General features: G+C 35.1%; 19 protein-coding genes. 14 read left to right on the top strand and 5 right to left on the bottom strand.

Annotation, left to right across the window (positions count from 1 at the left end):
• Positions 1 to 106: 106 nt before the first annotated feature.
• Positions 107 to 748, bottom strand: coding sequence for a copper homeostasis protein CutC (locus F9279_RS07925; protein ID WP_152112259.1), 642 nt, complete (start codon positions 746 to 748; stop codon positions 107 to 109).
• A gap of 558 nt (positions 749 to 1,306) precedes the next feature.
• Here F9279_RS07925 and F9279_RS07920 point away from each other — a divergent pair.
• A complete protein-coding gene (locus F9279_RS07920) occupies positions 1,307 to 1,864 on the top strand; it encodes a tyrosine-type recombinase/integrase (protein ID WP_152112258.1) in 558 nt (185 codons plus the stop codon).
• Between the two features lie 50 nt (positions 1,865 to 1,914).
• Here the strand turns inward: F9279_RS07920 and F9279_RS07915 are convergent, their stop codons facing one another.
• Positions 1,915 to 2,604: a universal stress protein gene (locus F9279_RS07915; protein ID WP_152112257.1), complete on the bottom strand. Its 690-nt coding sequence runs from the start codon at positions 2,602 to 2,604 to the stop codon at positions 1,915 to 1,917.
• Positions 2,605 to 2,817: 213 nt separating this feature from the next.
• On the opposite strand from F9279_RS07915, the gene F9279_RS07910 reads away from it, so the two are divergent.
• From F9279_RS07910 to queF, 8 genes are all read left to right on the top strand, one after another.
• Entirely contained in the window at positions 2,818 to 5,232 is a 2,415-nt protein-coding gene (locus tag F9279_RS07910; protein WP_152112256.1) for a Na+/H+ antiporter subunit A, read from the top strand.
• Entirely contained in the window at positions 5,219 to 5,644 is a 426-nt protein-coding gene (locus F9279_RS07905) for a Na(+)/H(+) antiporter subunit B (RefSeq protein ID WP_152112255.1), read from the top strand. Before F9279_RS07910 ends, F9279_RS07905 begins: the two co-directional genes overlap by 14 nt.
• Positions 5,644 to 5,982, top strand: coding sequence for a Na(+)/H(+) antiporter subunit C (locus tag F9279_RS07900; RefSeq protein ID WP_152112254.1), 339 nt, complete (start codon positions 5,644 to 5,646; stop codon positions 5,980 to 5,982). The genes F9279_RS07905 and F9279_RS07900 overlap by 1 nt, the downstream gene beginning before the upstream one ends.
• Positions 5,975 to 7,456 (top strand): Na+/H+ antiporter subunit D, encoded by a 1,482-nt coding sequence (locus F9279_RS07895; protein WP_152112253.1) that lies wholly within the window; start codon positions 5,975 to 5,977, stop codon positions 7,454 to 7,456. The genes F9279_RS07900 and F9279_RS07895 overlap by 8 nt, the downstream gene beginning before the upstream one ends.
• Positions 7,457 to 7,540: 84 nt before the next feature.
• Positions 7,541 to 8,023: a Na+/H+ antiporter subunit E gene (locus tag F9279_RS07890; protein ID WP_152112252.1), complete on the top strand. Its 483-nt coding sequence runs from the start codon at positions 7,541 to 7,543 to the stop codon at positions 8,021 to 8,023.
• Positions 8,016 to 8,297, top strand: a complete 282-nt coding sequence (locus F9279_RS07885; protein WP_152112251.1) for a Na(+)/H(+) antiporter subunit F1 — start codon at positions 8,016 to 8,018, stop codon at positions 8,295 to 8,297. Before F9279_RS07890 ends, F9279_RS07885 begins: the two co-directional genes overlap by 8 nt.
• Positions 8,278 to 8,655: a monovalent cation/H(+) antiporter subunit G gene (gene mnhG / locus F9279_RS07880; protein ID WP_152112250.1), complete on the top strand. Its 378-nt coding sequence runs from the start codon at positions 8,278 to 8,280 to the stop codon at positions 8,653 to 8,655. The genes F9279_RS07885 and mnhG overlap by 20 nt, the downstream gene beginning before the upstream one ends.
• 234 nt (positions 8,656 to 8,889) lie before the next feature.
• The gene (gene queF, locus F9279_RS07875; protein WP_152112249.1) at positions 8,890 to 9,390 is read left to right on the top strand and encodes a preQ(1) synthase; all 501 of its coding nucleotides are present in this window, start codon (positions 8,890 to 8,892) and stop codon (positions 9,388 to 9,390) included.
• 61 nt (positions 9,391 to 9,451) lie between these two features.
• Here the strand turns inward: queF and F9279_RS07870 are convergent, their stop codons facing one another.
• From F9279_RS07870 to F9279_RS07860, 3 genes are all read right to left on the bottom strand, one after another.
• Positions 9,452 to 10,369, bottom strand: a complete 918-nt coding sequence (locus F9279_RS07870; RefSeq protein ID WP_152112248.1) for an aldo/keto reductase — start codon at positions 10,367 to 10,369, stop codon at positions 9,452 to 9,454.
• Positions 10,370 to 10,668: 299 nt separating this feature from the next.
• Positions 10,669 to 12,387, bottom strand: a complete 1,719-nt coding sequence (acsA, locus tag F9279_RS07865; RefSeq protein ID WP_152112247.1) for an acetate--CoA ligase — start codon at positions 12,385 to 12,387, stop codon at positions 10,669 to 10,671.
• A 175-nt stretch (positions 12,388 to 12,562) separates the two neighbouring features.
• On the bottom strand, positions 12,563 to 12,928 hold the full coding sequence (locus F9279_RS07860) for a DUF3899 domain-containing protein (RefSeq protein ID WP_152112246.1): 366 nt from the start codon (positions 12,926 to 12,928) through the stop codon (positions 12,563 to 12,565).
• Between the two features lie 387 nt (positions 12,929 to 13,315).
• Here F9279_RS07860 and F9279_RS07855 point away from each other — a divergent pair, with 387 nt between their 5' ends.
• From F9279_RS07855 to F9279_RS07835, 5 genes are all read left to right on the top strand, one after another.
• Positions 13,316 to 14,980 carry a peptide ABC transporter substrate-binding protein gene (locus F9279_RS07855; protein WP_152112245.1) on the top strand — a complete coding sequence of 555 codons (1,665 nt, stop codon included), beginning with the start codon at positions 13,316 to 13,318 and terminating at the stop codon, positions 14,978 to 14,980.
• 154 nt (positions 14,981 to 15,134) lie between these two features.
• Positions 15,135 to 16,064: an oligopeptide ABC transporter permease gene (opp3b, locus tag F9279_RS07850; RefSeq protein ID WP_152112244.1), complete on the top strand. Its 930-nt coding sequence runs from the start codon at positions 15,135 to 15,137 to the stop codon at positions 16,062 to 16,064.
• A gap of 1 nt (position 16,065) precedes the next feature.
• The gene (opp3C, locus tag F9279_RS07845; protein ID WP_152112243.1) at positions 16,066 to 17,220 is read left to right on the top strand and encodes an oligopeptide ABC transporter permease; all 1,155 of its coding nucleotides are present in this window, start codon (positions 16,066 to 16,068) and stop codon (positions 17,218 to 17,220) included.
• Between the two features lie 17 nt (positions 17,221 to 17,237).
• The gene (locus tag F9279_RS07840) at positions 17,238 to 18,287 is read left to right on the top strand and encodes an ABC transporter ATP-binding protein (protein WP_152112242.1); all 1,050 of its coding nucleotides are present in this window, start codon (positions 17,238 to 17,240) and stop codon (positions 18,285 to 18,287) included.
• Positions 18,288 to 18,289: 2 nt separating this feature from the next.
• A complete protein-coding gene (locus tag F9279_RS07835) occupies positions 18,290 to 19,222 on the top strand; it encodes an ABC transporter ATP-binding protein (protein ID WP_152112241.1) in 933 nt (310 codons plus the stop codon).
• Positions 19,223 to 19,317: the final 95 nt, after the last annotated feature.

Below are 19,317 nucleotides of genomic sequence, written 5' to 3'. Positions count from 1 at the left end.
GAACATTAATAGCTCAAACTGACAATAGGTTCGTGTTATTAATGTTCTTTTTTAGATAAAGAATTTGTAAGAAAGGTTCTTTCCAATGTCTTTATATATTCCTTTTTTATACTAAATCCCCAAGAATCCTTGTCCCATGTATTTCTGTTATTGCTAATGATTCTAAAAGCATTGGAAGATTTTGATTCGTTATTCCTCCTCCAGGCATAATAATAATCTTATCTGAAGCATAGGCTATATATTCTTTAAGGATAGATATATTCTGCTCAATTTTGGTATGTAAAGGTCCACCATGAGTCAAAATTCGCTTAATTCCTTTAGAAGCTAACCAATCAATTGCTTCTAACTTTCTAGTAGGAGATAAATGATTAAATGCCATATGGAAGGTAACATCCATGCCGTTAGCTACATGGAGTAGCTTATGCATAGATTCTTCATCAATCCAAGCTTCTCTATTTAAACAGCCAATTACAACCCCATGTATCCCTAATTTCTTAAAATGAATAATATCTTCTAGCATAATATTGATTTCTTCATCTGTATAAAAAAAGGTTCCCCCTCTAGGTCGTATCAAGGCCATTACTTTCACATTATTTGCTTTACAATATGAAAGGGATTTGGCTGCTACATCATGACTCACCGTCGTTCCACCTACAGAAAGATGGTCACATAGTTCAATTCGTTGAGCACCTTTTTCAACAGCAATTGGAATATGTGTGAAATTTTCTACGCAGACTTCTTTTATCATAATATCATCCTTTAATAATGATAGAGCATATTAATTTTTATTAATATTTTACCATGGGGATTGAAAATATTGCCATGTTTAAGGGGGAGTACGTTAAAGTGTGTAAAAATAAGAGGTGATTGACTTGGATATCAATGAAATAATCCCATCATAATTACATCATCATAGCTAGTAGCCTTGCTGTTTAGATTTTTATAAAATCGAAAATAAGGAGGCTATTTCTCAAAAACCGCTATTGATTAAGTTATTAGTTACTTATCAATGGCGGTTTTTTATCTATCCCGAATAATAGGAGCAGAAGGGATGAAAGGAAATATTTACAAGTTGAAATATGTGATTACAGGGGAAGAAAGATAGGTAGTTACTGGTAGACTGAGGCTCAGCTTCCTCCCTGCGAGTTGTAATCTGAAAAGTACTGGGACTAGCATAGCTCGATTAATAAACAACAAAGTATGAAAAATGGGACATGCAAAAGATTCTGATTATCAAACAACTACATTGTAATGTTACTTAAATGATGTTAGTATAGAGTTATGTAACATATCTGGAGGCAAATAAATGGAGTACGTCGACCCTATAAAAGAATTAGAAAGTATTAATGCTATTAAAGAGATATTGAGAAAGCAATCGCAAAGAGATTTATTGCTTTTTGTACTTGGGATTAATACAGGAATAAGAGTCAGTGATTTGCTCTCTTTAAAAGTTAAGGATGTCATAGATGACGAAGGAATGAAAGAATTTCTATACATTACTGATTCAGAAGAAACAAAGGCATATTATTTAAATGGCAAGGTTCATGTAGAATTAGAAAAATACATGAAAGAACAGGTTTTATTAGAAGAGGATTTTCTTTTTAAATCTAAGAAGAATGCTCAGGCGATTACACGCCAACAAGCTTATAGAATTATTAATAAAGCGGCAAAGTTGGTTGGAATTACAGGTAAGATTGGAATGCATACCTTGAGAAAAACATTTGGTTATCATGCTTATCGAAAAGGGATAGCAATATCCATTTTAATGGATATTTATAATCATCATAGCCCTTCTGAGACACTTAAATATATCGGCATCAATAAAGAGGATAAAAAATTAGTAAGAGTGGATGTTAATCTTTAGTGTAAAGAAAAAACTCCACCATTTAAGGTGGAGTTTACAAAGTAAAGATATTACAGAAAATCATCATTATCTACGTTAGTATCCATACTCACATTAGTTAAATCAGTAATAAAGTCCTCATGTACTAGTACTTGCAGTGTTTCGTTGTCTTTCATAAATTTAAAGAGTCCATTATTAAAGTCAGTTCCGCATTCTTTAAAAAATATCCCTTCATATGCCACTTGTTTCGTATGGTTAAAGATAATACGGTAACCGTTACCTTCTTTAACTAAATAAGCACGAACTCCTTTTTCATAGGCTCCTTCAGGATTCTTTAAAAAGCGTGCAACAGAAATAATATGAAGATCGACAAAAGGAATTTCTTTTAAAAGAGAGTTGATAATCGAACCCTTAGTCATCTGTTCCCATCGACTTTGAGCCGTTTGCCCTAAGATGATTTGTGTAATACTTTTCTCTCTGGCAACCCCTGCAATTACTTTTGAGATTGGTTTTGTTTCATTGTCTTTAATAATAAAGGCATCTGCACCATGTTTATCTGCTAATTCTTTCCATTTAGCGATATAACTTGATTTTTCTGCATCCAAATCATCTAAAGGTTTTGGATCGACAGTTAAGATATATAGTGGACAATCAAGCATTTTTGCTATTTTACAGCCTCGTTGGATGAGACGCTCACCATTTGGGCCATAATAAACGCAGACAAGAATACTTTCGTCCATGCGTTCTTTACTTTTTCCCATTATTAGTTCACCTCTTGTTAGATGTGAATGATTTACACCATTAATAATAAACTATGTATGAATATAACGCATGCTACCATATCAGTCAATCGATTTGTTAAATTGTTCTATTTTCTCAGATATTCCCGTGTTTTCCCTAGTTAATAGTAAGGGTAGACATAGTTTGAAAAATAAATACCTCTTATAAAAAACTATTAAAAAGGAGGGCCTAAGATGTCTTGGTTACACTTTATGATATTATTCCCTTTCATCTTTGCAATTGTAGTCCCTGTTATACACAAAAAAGTAACCCCGAAGCTACACACAGGATGGTTTGTGTTAGTTGTGCCATTCGCTATTTTTATTTATTTGCTTTCCTTTATCCCAAAGATATCGAAAGGAGAAGTATTCCTTTCAACGGCTAAATGGATTCCCTCATATGATATGAACTTTACTACTTATCTAGACGGACTAAGTTTGGTGTTTGGATTATTGATAGCAGGGATCGGTACATTGGTTATACTCTATTCTATTTTTTATTTATCTCAACATAAAGAGGCACTACACAATTTTTATGTTTATCTTCTGATGTTTATGGGAGCAATGTTAGGATTGGTTTTCTCAGATAATATCTTTGTTCTTTATGTCTTCTGGGAAATCACAAGTGTTTCCTCCTTTTTATTAATTGCATATTGGTACGAAAGAGAAAGATCAAGATATGGAGCACAGAAGGCAATGTTAATAACTGTTTTCGGTGGTTTGGCAATGCTAGCAGGCTTTATTATGCTTTCCATGATTTCTGATACTACGAGTATTAGAGAAATGATTGCTCTTGTGGATTTATATAAGGGGCAACCGTTATTTCTTGCTGCTATGATCTTAATCTTAGTTGGAGCCTTTACAAAGTCAGCACAATTTCCTTTTAGCATATGGTTACCTGACGCAATGGAAGCTCCTACTCCTATCAGTGCATATCTACACTCCGCCACTATGGTTAAAGCAGGAATATATTTAGTTGCACGTTTAACTCCGATTTTTGGTGGAACGGCGGAATGGTTCTGGCTTGTTTCTGGATTTGGGTTGTTCACTTTATTATATGGCTCCATCAATGCAGTAAAGCAAACGGATTTAAAAGCACTGCTTGCCTACTCTACTATTAGTCAATTAGGTCTTATTATGAGTTTATTTGGATTAGGCTCTGCTTCTTTATATAAAGGTTTAAGTGTGGAAGAATCTTCTATTTATGCTGCAGCTATTTTTACAGCAATCTTTCACTTGGTCAATCATTCTACCTTTAAAGGATCTCTATTTATGGTTGTGGGGATTATTGACCATGAAACAGGTACACGGGATATCAGGAGATTAGGTGGCTTAATGCATGTAATGCCTATTTCGTTCACCTTAACGATTATTGGCGGTTTCTCTATGGCTGGACTACCACCTTTTAATGGTTTCTTAAGTAAAGAAATGTTTTTGACTGCAGTTATTGAAGCTTCTAAGATGGGAATCTTTCATGTTAACTCTATAGGTATACTAATTCCTATTATTGCTTGGATAGCAAGTGTGTTTACTTTTATCTACTGTATGATTTTAGTGTTTAAAACATTTAGAGGGAAACACAAGGTTCTAAAACTAGATAAAGAGGTACATGAAGCACCTATAGGCTTACTTATCTCACCAATCATATTAGCAACACTTGTAATCCTTTTATTCTTCGTTCCTAATATGCTTTCAAAGTGGCTACTTAAGCCAGCATTTGCTTCCGTATTACCAACACTTTCAAGTGTAGTTGAAAATAAAAAAATTAGCGCTTTTCATGGCTTTAATCTAGAACTCATGATGACCATTGGTGTTGTTTTATTCGGTACGGTTCTTTACCTGCTGCTAAGAAAATGGTACCGATTATACCGTTTATACCCTCAATGGTTAACACTTAGTAATGCTTACAATCAATCACTAGGTTGGATGGAGCGTACTTCGAAATCTGTGACAACTACGTATATGACTGGGTATATTAGAGATTATTTAGTTTATATCTTTGCATTTATCATTCTGATACTTGGTGGATCGCTTCTACTATTTAAAGGTATATCTATTGATACCTCTAAAGATGCACCTATAAGTATCTTTGATATTGGATTAGTCATTGGCATGATAATCTGTGCTGTAACAGCTTTAGTTTCTAAGTCTAGAATGACTTCTATTATTGCAGTTGGAGCTTTAGGATATATGGTTTCTTTCTTCTTTGTATTATTTAGAGCACCAGATTTAGCATTAACTCAATTGGTAGTAGAAACAGTAACAACTGCTCTATTCCTATTATGCTTTTATCATTTGCCACAGTTAAAGAAGGAAATAACTAGAGTGCGCTTTAAAGCGGTGAATGCCATTATCTCTATTGGAGTAGGTGCTATTGTTACAATTATTGCCTTAGCTGCCAATGGAACCCATGTATTTGACTCTATCTCTGTATATTATGAAAATTCATATGAGCTTGCAGGCGCAAAAAATATCGTAAATGCTATATTAGTTGATTTTAGAGGCATAGACACCATGTTAGAAATACTAGTCCTTACCGTAGCTGGTTTAGGTGTATATACATTAATTAAATTGAAGCTAACAAGGGGGGATAAAGATGAAGAAGTCTAACGACTTACTTATACAGAGTGTCGCTAAGATAGCAGTAGTAATCATCCTTACCTTTGCAGTAAACCTTTTCGTATCAGGGCATCATTTTCCAGGTGGAGGATTTATTGGAGGATTAACGTTTGCGTCTGCTATTATTCTTCTATTTCTTGCATTTGATATTGAGTCAGTACGTAAGAATATACCAGTTGATTTTAAGGTTTTAGCTGCTGTGGGGGTTCTAATTTCTGTGCTTACAGGTGTTGGTGGAATGGTCTATGGGGAAGAATTTCTAACACAGGCATTTGGTTATTTTCAACTCCCGATATTTGGTAAGACAGAGCTTGCAACAGCTGTAATTTTTGACATAGGAGTTGCTTTAGCTGTTATAGGTACTGCCTTAACCATTATTATGACGATTGGGGATGATCGATAATGGAAACAGTAATGTCCATCCTTGTCGGAATACTATTTTCAATAGGAATCTATTTAATTTTATCCAAAACATTACTGAGAATCATATTAGGAACATCGATTCTTGGTCATGGAGTCAATCTTTTAATTATAACGATGGGCGGATTAAAAAAGGGAGGACCACCATTACTTGGTATAACGAATCACTCCTACGCTGACTCCCTTCCACAAGCACTACTGCTGACAGCAATTGTTATTAATTTTGCAACAACAGCACTGTTTTTAGTATTGAGCTATAGAGCTCATAAAGTATTGGGTACAGACGACACAGAACTGCTTAGGGGGAATGAAGATGAATAATATGATTATCTTACCTATCATTCTGCCTGTAATAGCAGCTTTGATTATGGTGATTTTTAGAAGGAAAATTAGACTACATCGAATTCTTAGCTTTCTTGCTTTGTTGCTTGTCTCTATTGTATCGATTATTTTAGTTGGACAGAATAAAAAAGAGGGGATTCAAGTATTACAATTAGGAGGCTGGGAAGCACCATTTGGTGTGAGTATGGTAGCAGATATGTTTGCAAGTATCCTAATTCTTGTAACAAGTATCGTCTCTATTTGTTGTTTACTTTATGCCTACTCTTCCATTGGAAAAGAAAGAGAGGAATACTATTTTTATCCCCTATTTCTCATTCTCATTTCCGGAGTGAATGGTTCTTTTATTACTGGTGATATTTTTAATTTATTCGTTTGTTTTGAGGTCATGCTAGTAGCCTCTTATGTATTAATTTCACATGGTGGTACTAGAGTTCAGTTGCGTGAATCGATTAAATATATTTTAATAAATGTTATTTCCTCGTTCCTTTTTCTAGTTGCAATTGCGTATTTATACGCCATAACAGGAACATTAAATCTTGCTCATTTATCCTACCGTATTGCAGAAGTGGGACAGGATGGATTAATGACAACCGTAGCCATTTTATTCTTAATTGTCTTTAGCCTAAAGGCTGGTTTATTCTTATTCTTTTGGTTGCCAGGTTCTTATAGTGCACCACCTACTGCCATTGCCGCTATCTTTGCTGCTTTATTAACAAAGGTAGGTATGTATGCAATTATTCGTATGTTTACACTGGTTTTTTATCATGAACCTCAAACAACGCATTTATTGATTGGGATATTGGCTGCATTAACCATGATTCTTGGAGCGGTTGGAGCAGTAGCGTTTCGTGATATACAAAAAGTACTAACCTATAACGTTATTGTTGGAGTAGGATTTATCTTAGGAGGTCTTGCATCCTATTCTACCATTGGATTAACGGGTTCTTTCTATTATTTAATTCATGATATGGTAATCAAGTCATTGATCTTCCTTCTTGGAGGTACCATTATTCATTTAACTGGAACGAGTAAGCTAGATAAAATTAGTGGACTGATTAGACTTCACCCTGCACTTGGTTGGATGTTTTTCATTGCTGCCCTGTCTTTATCAGGTATTCCACCCTTAAGTGGGTTTTTAGGAAAGATTTTTATTACAGAAGGAACATTTTCATCTGGATATTATTGGCTAGGTGCAGTAGGTCTTCTTACAAGTCTCATGGTTTTATATTCTATTATAAAAGTTTTTATGAATGTGTTTTGGGGATACACAGATCTAACGATTGAAAGAGAAAAAGGGAGTACAAAAGGCCTTATGCTACCCATTACTATATTAACTGCTTTAACCATCGCACTCGGACTTGGAACAGAAGGAATACACAGTTATGTCGATATAGCTGTAGATAATCTTATGACACCTTCTTTCTATGTAGAAGCTGTGTTAGGCGATAGCTAAGGATCTGTATATGTAAGTGAGTATGGAAGAAGAGAAGTAAGCTTTTGAAACACTTAAATAAAATGATAGGAAGGAGTGGTACCTATGCCTATGCAAATATTAACTAATTTATTATTAGGTATTATCTGGATGTTTCTTCAAGATAGCTGGAATGTATTAACCTTCTTCACTGGTTATCTATTCGGTATCCTTGTACTATTTATACTACGTAGATTTCTTCCGACTAAGTTTTATTTAGAAACACTATTAGCAGTTGTCCGATTATTTCTTGTATTTATTGAAGAGCTATTTACTTCTAGTTTAGGAGTAATAAGACATGTGATTAGGCCGAAATTAAATATTTCCCCAGGAATTTTTTCTTTAGAGACTAAATTAGAGGGGCAATTAGAAGTATCCTTATTAGCCTTATTAATGAATTTAACTCCTGGATCTGTTGTAGTAGAGATATCAGGAGATAACAAAAGGTTTTATATACATGCAATGGATCTACCCGTGCAGAAGGAATCCATTTTTCGATCAAAAGAGAAGTTTGAAATGGCTATAAGGAAGGTGACTAGCTTTGATTGATAATATTCTAGTTTGTGCCTTAATCTTACTTATTTTGTCTATTCTTGCTACTATATATCGTCTAGTAAAGGGCCCATCTACCCCTGATCGAATACAGGCATTGGATGCTTTAGGCATTAATATGATATCAGGTGTAGCCATCTTTTCTGTATTACTTAGAAATACAGGTTTCTTTGAAGTAATTTTATTAATTGGGATTCTCTCCTTTATAGGAACGATTGCCTTTGCTCGTTTTATAGAAAGAGGTGTGGTTATTGAACGAAAATCCGATTGAATTAATTGCGGTACTACTAATATTAATTGGGACGATATTTAGCTTCCTTAGCTCAGTAGGCTTAATTCGATTGCCAGATGTCTATACGAGATCACATGCTGCATCTAAGAGCTCTACAATGGGGGTGCTTTTTACTCTCATTGGAACATTTGCATTCTTTATTATAGAAGGAACATTTAGTATTCGATTATTTCTAGGTATATTCTTTGTATTCCTTACATCTCCAGTAGCTTCTCACGTCATTGTCCGCTCCGCATATCGATCAAAAGTGAAGCTAGCAGACATATCCATTCAAGATGACTTGAAAAAAGTAATGAAAGAGGAAGGCTTAGAGGCAAACGATGTAAAGCATGTTTAATAATTTCCATTGACGATTAGAAAGTGTATCTATATAGTTAATACTATTAACCCGAATTATAAATGGGGAGAGGTTCATAGCAGATACCCTCTATAAAAAACTATGGATTCATGCTATCAAAAGCTATGTCCATAAGACATGGCTTTTTTATTTGGATTTAGTAGTTTTTTCATTAGATAAGGATTGACCCTCTAAATAGTAACTGGTAAGAGATAGCATAAGGAGGATTTTTATATGTCTGGTAGAAAAAATGAAGAAGGTTTAACGGAATTAACATTACTTGGAAATCAAAATACACAGTATAAAAGTGATTATGCACCAGAAGTGCTAGAGTCTGTTGATAATCTCCATTCTAATCGAGAATATTTTGTGAAATTTAATTGTCCGGAGTTTACTAGCCTATGTCCTATTACTGGGCAACCTGACTTTGCGACTATGTATATTTCGTATATACCTGATAAGAAAATAGTAGAAAGTAAATCATTGAAACTATATTTATTTAGTTTCCGTAATCATGGAGATTTCCATGAAGATTGTGTCAATATAATAATGAACGACTTGATTCAATTGCTAGATCCTAGATATATAGAAGTTTGGGGTAAATTTACTCCGCGTGGAGGAATTTCTATTGATCCTTGGTGTAATTATGGTCGACCAGGTACTAAATTTGAAGAAATGGCTACACATCGATTAATGAATCATGATATGTATCCAGAAAAAGTAGATAATCGCTAATAGTAAAAAGGGCTTATCCAGTTTGTTGGGTAGCCCTTTTGCTATATGGTTAGTTTTAACTTTAAGGCAGAATATTACCTGCTGCACGGTAGATACTGTACCACTCTTCTCTCGTTAAATGAATATCGCTTGCTTTACAGCAATCCACTAAACGCTCTAAGTTCATCGTTCCAATAACTGGTTGCATATTAGCTGGATGGCGCAATAACCAAGCAATAGCAATAGTCGTATTGCTAACCTTATATTTCTCTGCTAGTTCATTAATCTGTTTATTTAATTCAGGGAATTTCTCATTATCAAGAAATACTCCCTCGAAAAAACCATATTGGAATGGTGACCATGGTTGGATAGTAATATCATGTAATCGGCAGAAATCTAGTACACTGCCATCTCGGTTGATTGCTGCTTCATTCTCCATGTTTACATTAATACCATTAGATATCATAGTGGAGTTGGTGATGCTCAACTGAAGTTGATTAGCAACAATCGGTTGCTTCACATATTTTTGTAATAATTGAATCTGCATAGGATTTTGGTTCGATACTCCAAAGTGACGAACCTTTCCAGCGCTTTCCAATAATTCAAATGCCTCTGCAACTTCTTCTGGTTCTACTAAGGCATCTGGACGATGAAGCAGAAGAACATCTAAGTATTCTGTTTGCAGTCTTTTTAAGATACTGTCTACCGAAGTTAAAATATGTTCCTTTGAAAAGTCAAATTGTCCTTTTCGAATACCACACTTAGATTGTAGAATGATCTTCTCACGAACAGTAGAATTCATATGAATAGCCTCTGAGAAAATTTCTTCACATGCTCCAGCACCATAAATATCTGCATGATCAAAAAAGTTTGCTCCTTGCTCCATAGCTGTTTGAACAAATTTTTCGGCTTCCTTTTTTTCTAAAGAATTAATACGCATACAGCCAACAGCCACTACAGGAATTTCTAAGTTACTACTACCCAGCTTCATTGTTCTCATAGTCTTTACCCTCCCATATGGATATGTATAGAGCATATACTTTTTCGTATATACATTTTCCATCTCTTTCATTTTGACATAGATAGGAACAGGTGACAACTTTAAAGTAAGGGTTTTCAGTTTAGGGGTTTAATAGAATGATTAGCACTACTTATATTATAGAAGAAACATGTGATCATTTGGGGAAATATAAATGAAGAGATACATATTTGAAGTAGTGCGGAGAAGGTGCAAAAGCGTTAATAAGTAAGTGGTTTTAAACAGTTTAAAAGCCACTTACTCTCTTTAAAAGAATTGTATTAATCTTCCATTGTCGACAAATCACCCGTTGGTAGGCCAAGCTCCCATGCCTTTAACACTCTCCGCATAATCTTTCCACTTCGGGTTTTAGGGATTTTCTCACAGAATTCTATTTCTCTTGGAGCTGCATGTGCTGATAAGCCTGTTTTTATAAATAATCTTATTTCTTCTTTTAATGCATCTGAAGGTAAATATCCATCTACTAATGATACAAAAGCTTTAATAATTTCACCCCGAAGTGGATCTGGCTTTCCAATCACTCCTGCTTCTGATACTGCTGGAAACTCAAGGAGTTTACTTTCCACTTCAAATGGGCCAACTCTCTCTCCAGCAGTCATAATGACATCATCAATACGACCTTGAAACCAAAAATAACCATCCTCATCTATATAGGCACAGTCTCCAGAAACATACCAATCGTCATTCTGAAAATAAGATTTGAATTTCTCCTCATTATTCCAGATACTATGCATCATGGAAGGCCACCCTTTCTTTATGGCAAGGTTCCCCATTTGGTTAGCAGGAAGAATATTTCCGTTATCATCCAATATTACAGCTTCAACTCCTGGGATTGGTTTACCCATTGATCCAAGCTTTATATCCATGCATGGAAAGTTACAGATTAGCTGAGCTCCCGTTTCCGTCATCCACCAAGTATCATGAATCCGAAGGCCATATACCTGTTGACCAAAGCGGATGACTTCAGGATTTAAAGGCTCTCCAACACTAAGAATATGCCGCAGAGAAGTTAAACTGTATTTTTTGCTTATATCTTCATTAACAGCCATTAACATTCGAAAAGAGGTAGGGGCGCTATACCAGACAGTCACACCGAAAAGCTCAATGACTTTATACCAAGTATCTGGATTGAAGCGGCCCCCAGCAACAACATTGGTAGCTCCATTTAACCAAGGACCAAAAATTCCATAGGATGTACCTGTGACCCAGCCAGGATCAGCTGTGCACCAATACACATCATCTTCTTTTAAGTCGAGAACCCAGTTAGCTGTTTGGTAATGCTGTATCATGGCATTGTGTACGTGAAGCACTCCTTTTGGCTTTCCTGTTGAACCAGAAGTGTAATGAAGTATTAGCCCATCTTGCCGATCTACCCACACTATGTCTAATTCCTCTGATGCTTGTTGGTAGTATGCATAAAAATCTTTTATCTTTCCAGATTCCTCAACAGTTTCACCAATAACAAATATAGTTTCTAATGCAGGCAGCTCATCAATTGGAATTCTTGGTACTAATTCCTTTGTTGTAACAATTACTTTTGCGTCACTATCATAAAGTCGATCCCTAATTGCATCCGCCATAAAGGCTTCGAACAAAGGTCCAACGATAGCACCCAGTTTTATAGCACCTAGTAGGCAAAAATATAGTTCAGGTGAGCGAGGCATAAAGATAAATACTCGATCTCCCTTTTCTACATGACCAAAATCTTTTAAAACATTACCAGCCTTGTTAGAAAATTTTTTTAAATCCTTGAAGGTGTATGTTTCTTTTCTGGATGAGCTGAAATAATGGAGAGCAACCTTTTTTGCACGGTAGCCTTCAGCGTGTCTGTCAACTGCCTCATAAGCAAGATTTAGGAGACCAGTTTGATACCAGGAAAATTGCTGTTCCGTTTGTTTCCAATTGAACTCATGATAAACATCCTCATAATTAACCATATTTGGATTAGTTGCTATACTTGGTAACGCTTCCAATTCCATGCGCAAAACTCCTTTATTTTAGAATGATGGAGAATACAAGAGAGAAAAAACATTATATACACATTTTTAATGTTATTAATACAAAAATATGCTAAAAAAATAATGGATAGAACCCCACTAAATATAAACAAAAAGTGTGAGCCCCATTTTGGACTCACACTTTCAAAATTCTCTATTAAAGATTATAAAAAGTGACTAATAATACTAGTAAAAATAGAACTAGTACAATTACTTGAAATCGAAGTGATGCATAAAAAGTCTTATTCATCATCTCGGATGGTAATGGTTTCTCTTTCCATTCTTCTAAATAATCATCTTTTTTAAACATAGTATGATTAAATCTTCTAAAACTGAAAGTGACACCATCGAAAAATCCACCTTTAGCAATGTACATAAAAACAAAAAGAACTAAGTAGAAAAATGAAAGATAAAATACTGCATTTATATAATGTAACAAGTTATATTCTGAGGAAAAGATAAAGAATAAAATAAAAGTTAGAACGATATTAACGAAAAGTAAACCCCATTTTTTAAGAAGCATGCTATTTTCACCTTTATAATTTAGTTATCGAATAATCGTATTTTACCCTAATATGATTAGAAAGTACATCTAGTAAGAGGGAACTCACTATTAACCCTATGGAGAAATAATATACTGACATATGAATTTATATGGAAATTATTGCATAAAAAACCTCTGTTAAACGCGTACAAATATTACTTTTAAAGAAAATTTATTAAGTTTTTTTACCTATAGAAAGCGTTGTCTTTGTTGCAACCACACGATAGTAGTCTATCATACTAGATTAATTTTTCAAATTATCTTTCTATTTAGTCTTTACAACTCTATTAGAATAATAGTATACTCTCTTTAGCTTCTTTTTTAGGTGTAATTTACAGAATAATATAACAATGGGGGGTCTTTTTAATGAAGCGAAAATTGACTTGGCTGCTTTCTCTTACATTAGTACTAAGTGTATTTTTAGCAGCATGTTCTGGTGGAGACGATAACGCTAGTGATGATAGCGGTTCGTCATCTGAAGATGTAAAACAAGTATTAAACTTAATCAACGGTGATGCGATTCCATCTATGGATCCATCTAAAGCTACTGACGAATATGGTTTCCAATTCATTGGTACAACAATGGAAGGTTTATACCGTTTAGGTGAAGACGCAGAGGTAAAACCTGGTATTGCAGAAGACCATGAAGTTTCTGAAGACGGATTAACTTGGACTTTCCAATTACGTGAAGATGCAAAATGGTCAAATGGTGACCCTGTAACAGCAAATGATTTCGTATATGCATGGCAACGTGCTGTAAATCCTGACACTGCTTCAGAATATGGTCCATACATGATGGGTGGCGTAATCAAAAATGCTACAGAAGTAAGTAAAGGTGAATTACCATTAGAAGAGCTTGGTGTTAAAGCTGAAGATGACCATACTTTAGTTGTTACTCTTGCTAATCCAACTCCATATTTCGAATCATTAACTACTTTCGGTACATTCATGCCGTTAAACCAAAAGTTTGTTGAAGAAAAAGGCGATGCATTCGCAACTAGCTCTGACAACTTACTTGCTAACGGACCATTCATTCTTGAAAACTGGGAAAGTACTTCTCAAAAATGGGATATCGTGAAAAACGAAGACTATTGGGATGCTGACACAGTTAAGTTAGAACAAATTAACTATGTAGTAGTAAAAGATAACCAAACAATGGTTGACCTTTATGAAAAAGGTGAAGTAGATCGTGCATCATTATCTTCTGACTTAGTAGATCAATACTCTTCAGATGAAGATTATACTATTAAGCCAGATAACTCAGTATTCTATTTCAAAATGAACCAAACTAGAAACGAAGCACTTGCTAACAAAAACATTCGTTTAGCTATTAGCCGTGCATTTGATAAAGAATCTTTAGTAAATGAAATCTTAAACAATGGATCTCTAGTAGCAAATGGTCTATTGCCTGCTAACTTCACTCCAATGCCAGATGGTAGCGGTGATTTCCGTGAAGTAAGTGGCGACCTTGTAACTTATGATGTTACAGAAGCAAAAAAATATTGGGAAGCTGGTTTAGCTGAATTAGGAGTAGATTCATTAGAAGTAGAATTACTTGGTGGAGACACTGATGTATCTAAAACAATGAACGAATACCTTGCAAACCAATTACAAACAAACCTACCTGGTTTAAAAGTAACGTTAAAACAAGTACCATTTGAGCAACGCTTAGACTTAGATACAAATATGGATTACGATCTTCAAATTTCTGGTTGGGGACCTGACTACCTAGATCCATACACATTCTTAGACCTATGGATTACTGATGGTGGAAATAACCAAATGGGCTACTCTAATACTGAGTATGATAAGTTACTAGAAGAAACTAAAACAACTCTTGCAACAGATAACGAAGCTCGTTACCAAAACTTCTTAGCAGCTGAAAAAATTCTATTTGAAGATGGTGCAATTGCTCCAATCTACCAACGTGGTGGTGCATTCTTATCATCTCAAAAAATTCAAGGCTTAATTGAGAATCCATTTGGTGCAACATATGAATATAAATGGGTTAGCGTAGGATCTGCTGAATAATTTCAATTACTATGAAATTCATGCTATGAAATGAAAAGAGAGTGTATGCTTTTATAGCATATACTCTCTTATATTTTGCATTAGGAAAATTCTGATTATAGAAAAAATAAATTATTATGGTATAATAAAAAAATGAAAATTAGGAGGTGCACAGATGGCTCGATATCTACTTCGACGTTTATGGTATATGTTCTTAACTCTTTTCATCATAGCAACAGTGTCTTTCTTCCTTATGAAGTTTCTTCCAGGAAGTCCTTTGAAAGCTGATGATAAATTAAGTGCGGAACAAAAGACTATTATTTTGGAAAAATATGGGTTGAACGACCCGATACCTGTTCAATATGTAAATTATTTAGGAAAACTAGTGCAAGGGGATTTGGGTGTATCATTTGCATTTGATAACACGCCAGTTACCGATATTTTGACTGCAAAAATTGGTCCTTCTGCGTTACTAGGTGGACAGGCATTGGTGTTAGGGACAGTTATAGGGATTTTACTTGGACTAATTGCTTCTATTTATCGAAACGGGCCAATTGATCTTACATCTACAACAATAGCAGTATTAGGGACTTCTGTTCCGTCCTTTGTTTTTGCGGGCTTATTACAATACTTCTTTGCTGTGCAATGGGATCTATTACCTGTAGCACTTTGGGGTGGATTTGAATATACCATTCTACCAACTATTGCATTGGCTATAACGCCTTTAGCCATTTCTGCGAGATTTACAAGAACTGAGATGATTGAAGTACTTCATTCTCACTATATTACAACTGCTAGAGCAAAAGGGGTATCTGAAGCAGGTATTATCTTTAAGCATGGATTAAGAAACGCATTGATTCCACTAATTACAGTTATTGGTCCAATGGCGGTAGGTTTAATGACAGGTTCCTTAGTTATTGAGAAAATCTTCGCTATTCCAGGAATTGGTGAGCAATTCGTATCATCTGTTACAGTAAATGATTATCCAACAATTATGGGAACGACATTATTATATGCATTTGCCTTTGTTGTTATCATTTTAATCATTGACCTCCTTTATGGATTAATCGATCCAAGAATTAGAATTGCAGGAGGAAAGAAATAAAATGGATAAAAATAATCTAAATAAAATAGATAAGAATTTATTTAAGCCTCTTAAGCAAGAAGAAAATGTTAGTGAGAAAATTACTGCTCCAAGTAGAACGTTTGGGCAAGATGCTAGAAGGACTTTATTTAAAAATAAACCAGCTATTATTAGTATCTTTGTTATCCTACTAATTATTATCTTAAGTATAATCGGTCCTCATATGAATGAGTATGGTAATGATGGTCAAGATTTATCACGCGCTAAATTACCACCTAGAGTGCCAGTTTTAGAGAATATCTCATGGTTAGGTTTAGATGGAACTTTATCTGGACGTTATGAAGGTTCATCAGTAGAAGACGCAACAAATAAAGCATATGCACGATATAAGAGTGATGCTGAGTTTATTGAAATTAAAGAATTGGAACAGGGCGATGGCTCTAGAAATTCGGCTGCTGTTAAAGCCACATTCCATATTTATGAAGAAAAAGGGATAGATGATACGTATTTTTGGTTTGGTACAGATACATTAGGACGTGACCAATGGACAAGACTTTGGGAAGGTACAAGAGTATCGTTAATCATCGCATTCGTAGCTGCAGCACTTGATCTACTAATTGGTGTAGCATATGGTGGTATTTCTGGTTACTACGGTGGAAGAGTTGATAACATCTTACAGCGTATCGCTGAGGTACTAGTGGGTATTCCAAACTTAGTTATCATATTACTAATGATGCTTATTTTACAGCCAGGTATTGTTTCTATTGTTATTGCATTAGCCATTACTGGTTGGATAGGAATGTCACGTATTGTTCGTGGAGAAGTCTTAAAACTGACTAATCAAGAATTTGTTTTAGCTGCAAGAACATTAGGAACCCCTAATGGAACAATTATCAGAAGACATTTAGTTCCAAATATTAGTGGTATCATTATTGTTAACACAATGTTCTCTATACCAGGAGCAATTTTCTTCGAAGCATTCTTAAGCTTTATTGGTTTAGGTATTGTACCTCCAAATGCTTCATTAGGTGCTTTAATTGAGCTTGGTTTTGCTAACATAAGACTATACCCATATTTACTTGTATTCCCAGCAGTTGTATTATCTGTTCTTATGATTGCGTTCAACATATTAGGTGATGGTCTTCGTGACGCATTTGATCCTAAAATGCATAAATAGAAAGTAGGTGTTTATAAATGAGTAAATTATTAGAAGTCAAAGATTTAAGAGTATCATTTAACACCTACAATGGTGAAGTACAAGCTGTTCGTGGTGTTAGCTTCGATCTAAATAAAGGGGAAACACTAGCAATTGTAGGTGAGTCAGGTTCCGGGAAATCTGTAACCTCTAATGCACTAATGAGACTTCTGCCAGAACCTCAAAGTGTTATTAAAACAGGCGAAATCCTTTTTGAAGGCGAAGATATTGTTAAGAAGACAAAAAAAGAAATGCAGAAAATTCGTGGGAAAGAAATTTCTATGGTTTTCCAAGATCCAATGTCTTCTCTTAACCCAACCATGAAAATTGGAAATCAAATCATGGAAGGTTTAATCTTGCACCAAAACATGAGTAAAGCAGATGCAAGAAAACGTGCGCTAGAGTTACTTGAGCTTGTTGGGATTCCTCAACCAGAGGTTCGTATAAACCAATTCCCTCACCAATTCTCAGGTGGTATGCGCCAACGTGTAGTAGTTGCTATTGCTCTTGCATGTAACCCTAAAATTCTAATTGCTGATGAACCAACAACAGCACTTGATGTTACGATTCAAGCACAGATTTTAGAGTTAATGAAGGATATTCAAAAGAAAACAGATAGTGCTATTATCTTCATCACCCATGATCTTGGAGTTGTTGCAAACGTAGCAGATCGTGTTGCGGTTATGTATGCTGGTAAAATTGTAGAGATTGGTACAGTTGATGATATTTTCTATAATCCTAAACATCCATACACTTGGGGACTTATTGGATCTATGCCAACATTAGATAGTGATGATGAAGAGTTATTTGCTATTCCTGGTAGCCCACCAAATATGTTAAAGCCACCAGAAGGTGATGCATTTGCTCCAAGAAATAAATATGCGCTTGAAATAGATAAGGTGATGGAACCACCTATGTTTAAAGTATCTGATACTCATTATGCTGCAACTTGGTTATTACACGAAGATGCACCTAAAATTGAGCCGCCAGATTCTGTTAAACAAAGAATGCAAGGCTTCTCTCAAACTGGTAGAAAGGATGGTATCTAAAGTTGACTAGCGAAAAATTACTAGAAGTTAAAAATCTACAAAAACACTTTTCAGCAGGAAGAGATCGTGTAATCAAAGCAGTAGACGGAGTATCATTCGATATCTTCAAAGGAGAAACTTTTGGTCTAGTTGGTGAATCTGGTTGTGGTAAATCAACAACTGGAAGAACAATCATTCGACTTTATGATGCTACTGGCGGAGAAGTTAAATTCGATGGCGAAGATGTGCATGGTAAGAAATCAAAAGCTGAGCTACGCAAATTTAATCAAAAAATGCAGATGATTTTCCAAGATCCGCATTCTTCTTTAAATCCTCGTATGACAGTAATGGATATTATCGCAGAAGGTATTGATAACCATAAGCTTGCGAAAACTCCAGAAGAACGTCGTCAAAGAGTTGAGGAATTACTGGAAGTAGTAGGATTAAATAAAGAACATGCTACACGTTTCCCACACGAGTTCAGTGGTGGTCAACGTCAAAGGATTGGTATTGCTCGTGCATTAGCAGTTGAGCCAGATTTCATCATTTGTGATGAGCCTATTTCTGCACTAGATGTGTCCATCCAAGCACAGGTTGTTAACTTATTGAAAAAACTGCAAAAAGAACGTGGACTTACGTATTTATTTATTGCTCATGACCTTTCTATGGTTAAGTACATTAGTGATCGTATTGGTGTAATGTACATGGGTAATATGGTTGAATTGGCAACTGCAGATGAATTATATGATAATCCAATCCACCCTTATACGAAATCCTTACTATCAGCTATTCCTCTTCCAGACCCTCGATATGAGCGCGAGCGTAAGAGAATTGCTTATGATCCTTCTATTCACGATACAAGTGAACCTGCAGAACTAAGAGAAGTTACTCCTGGACACTTTGTTCGTTGTACAGCAAAGGAATTAGAAAAATATAAAAATGAACTAAACAGCTAATTTTCGTTATATTATATCAATTAAAGAAGACTCCCCAAATAATCCTTGCCGATGTGCAAGGGTTTTTTCATTTCTTAGGAAATATTTAATACTAT

This window comes from Bacillus sp. B1-b2, assembly GCF_009183415.1.
Taxonomy (GTDB): Bacteria; Bacillota; Bacilli; order Bacillales; family Cytobacillaceae; genus Niallia.
This window is presented reverse-complemented; position numbering and strand designations above follow the sequence as displayed.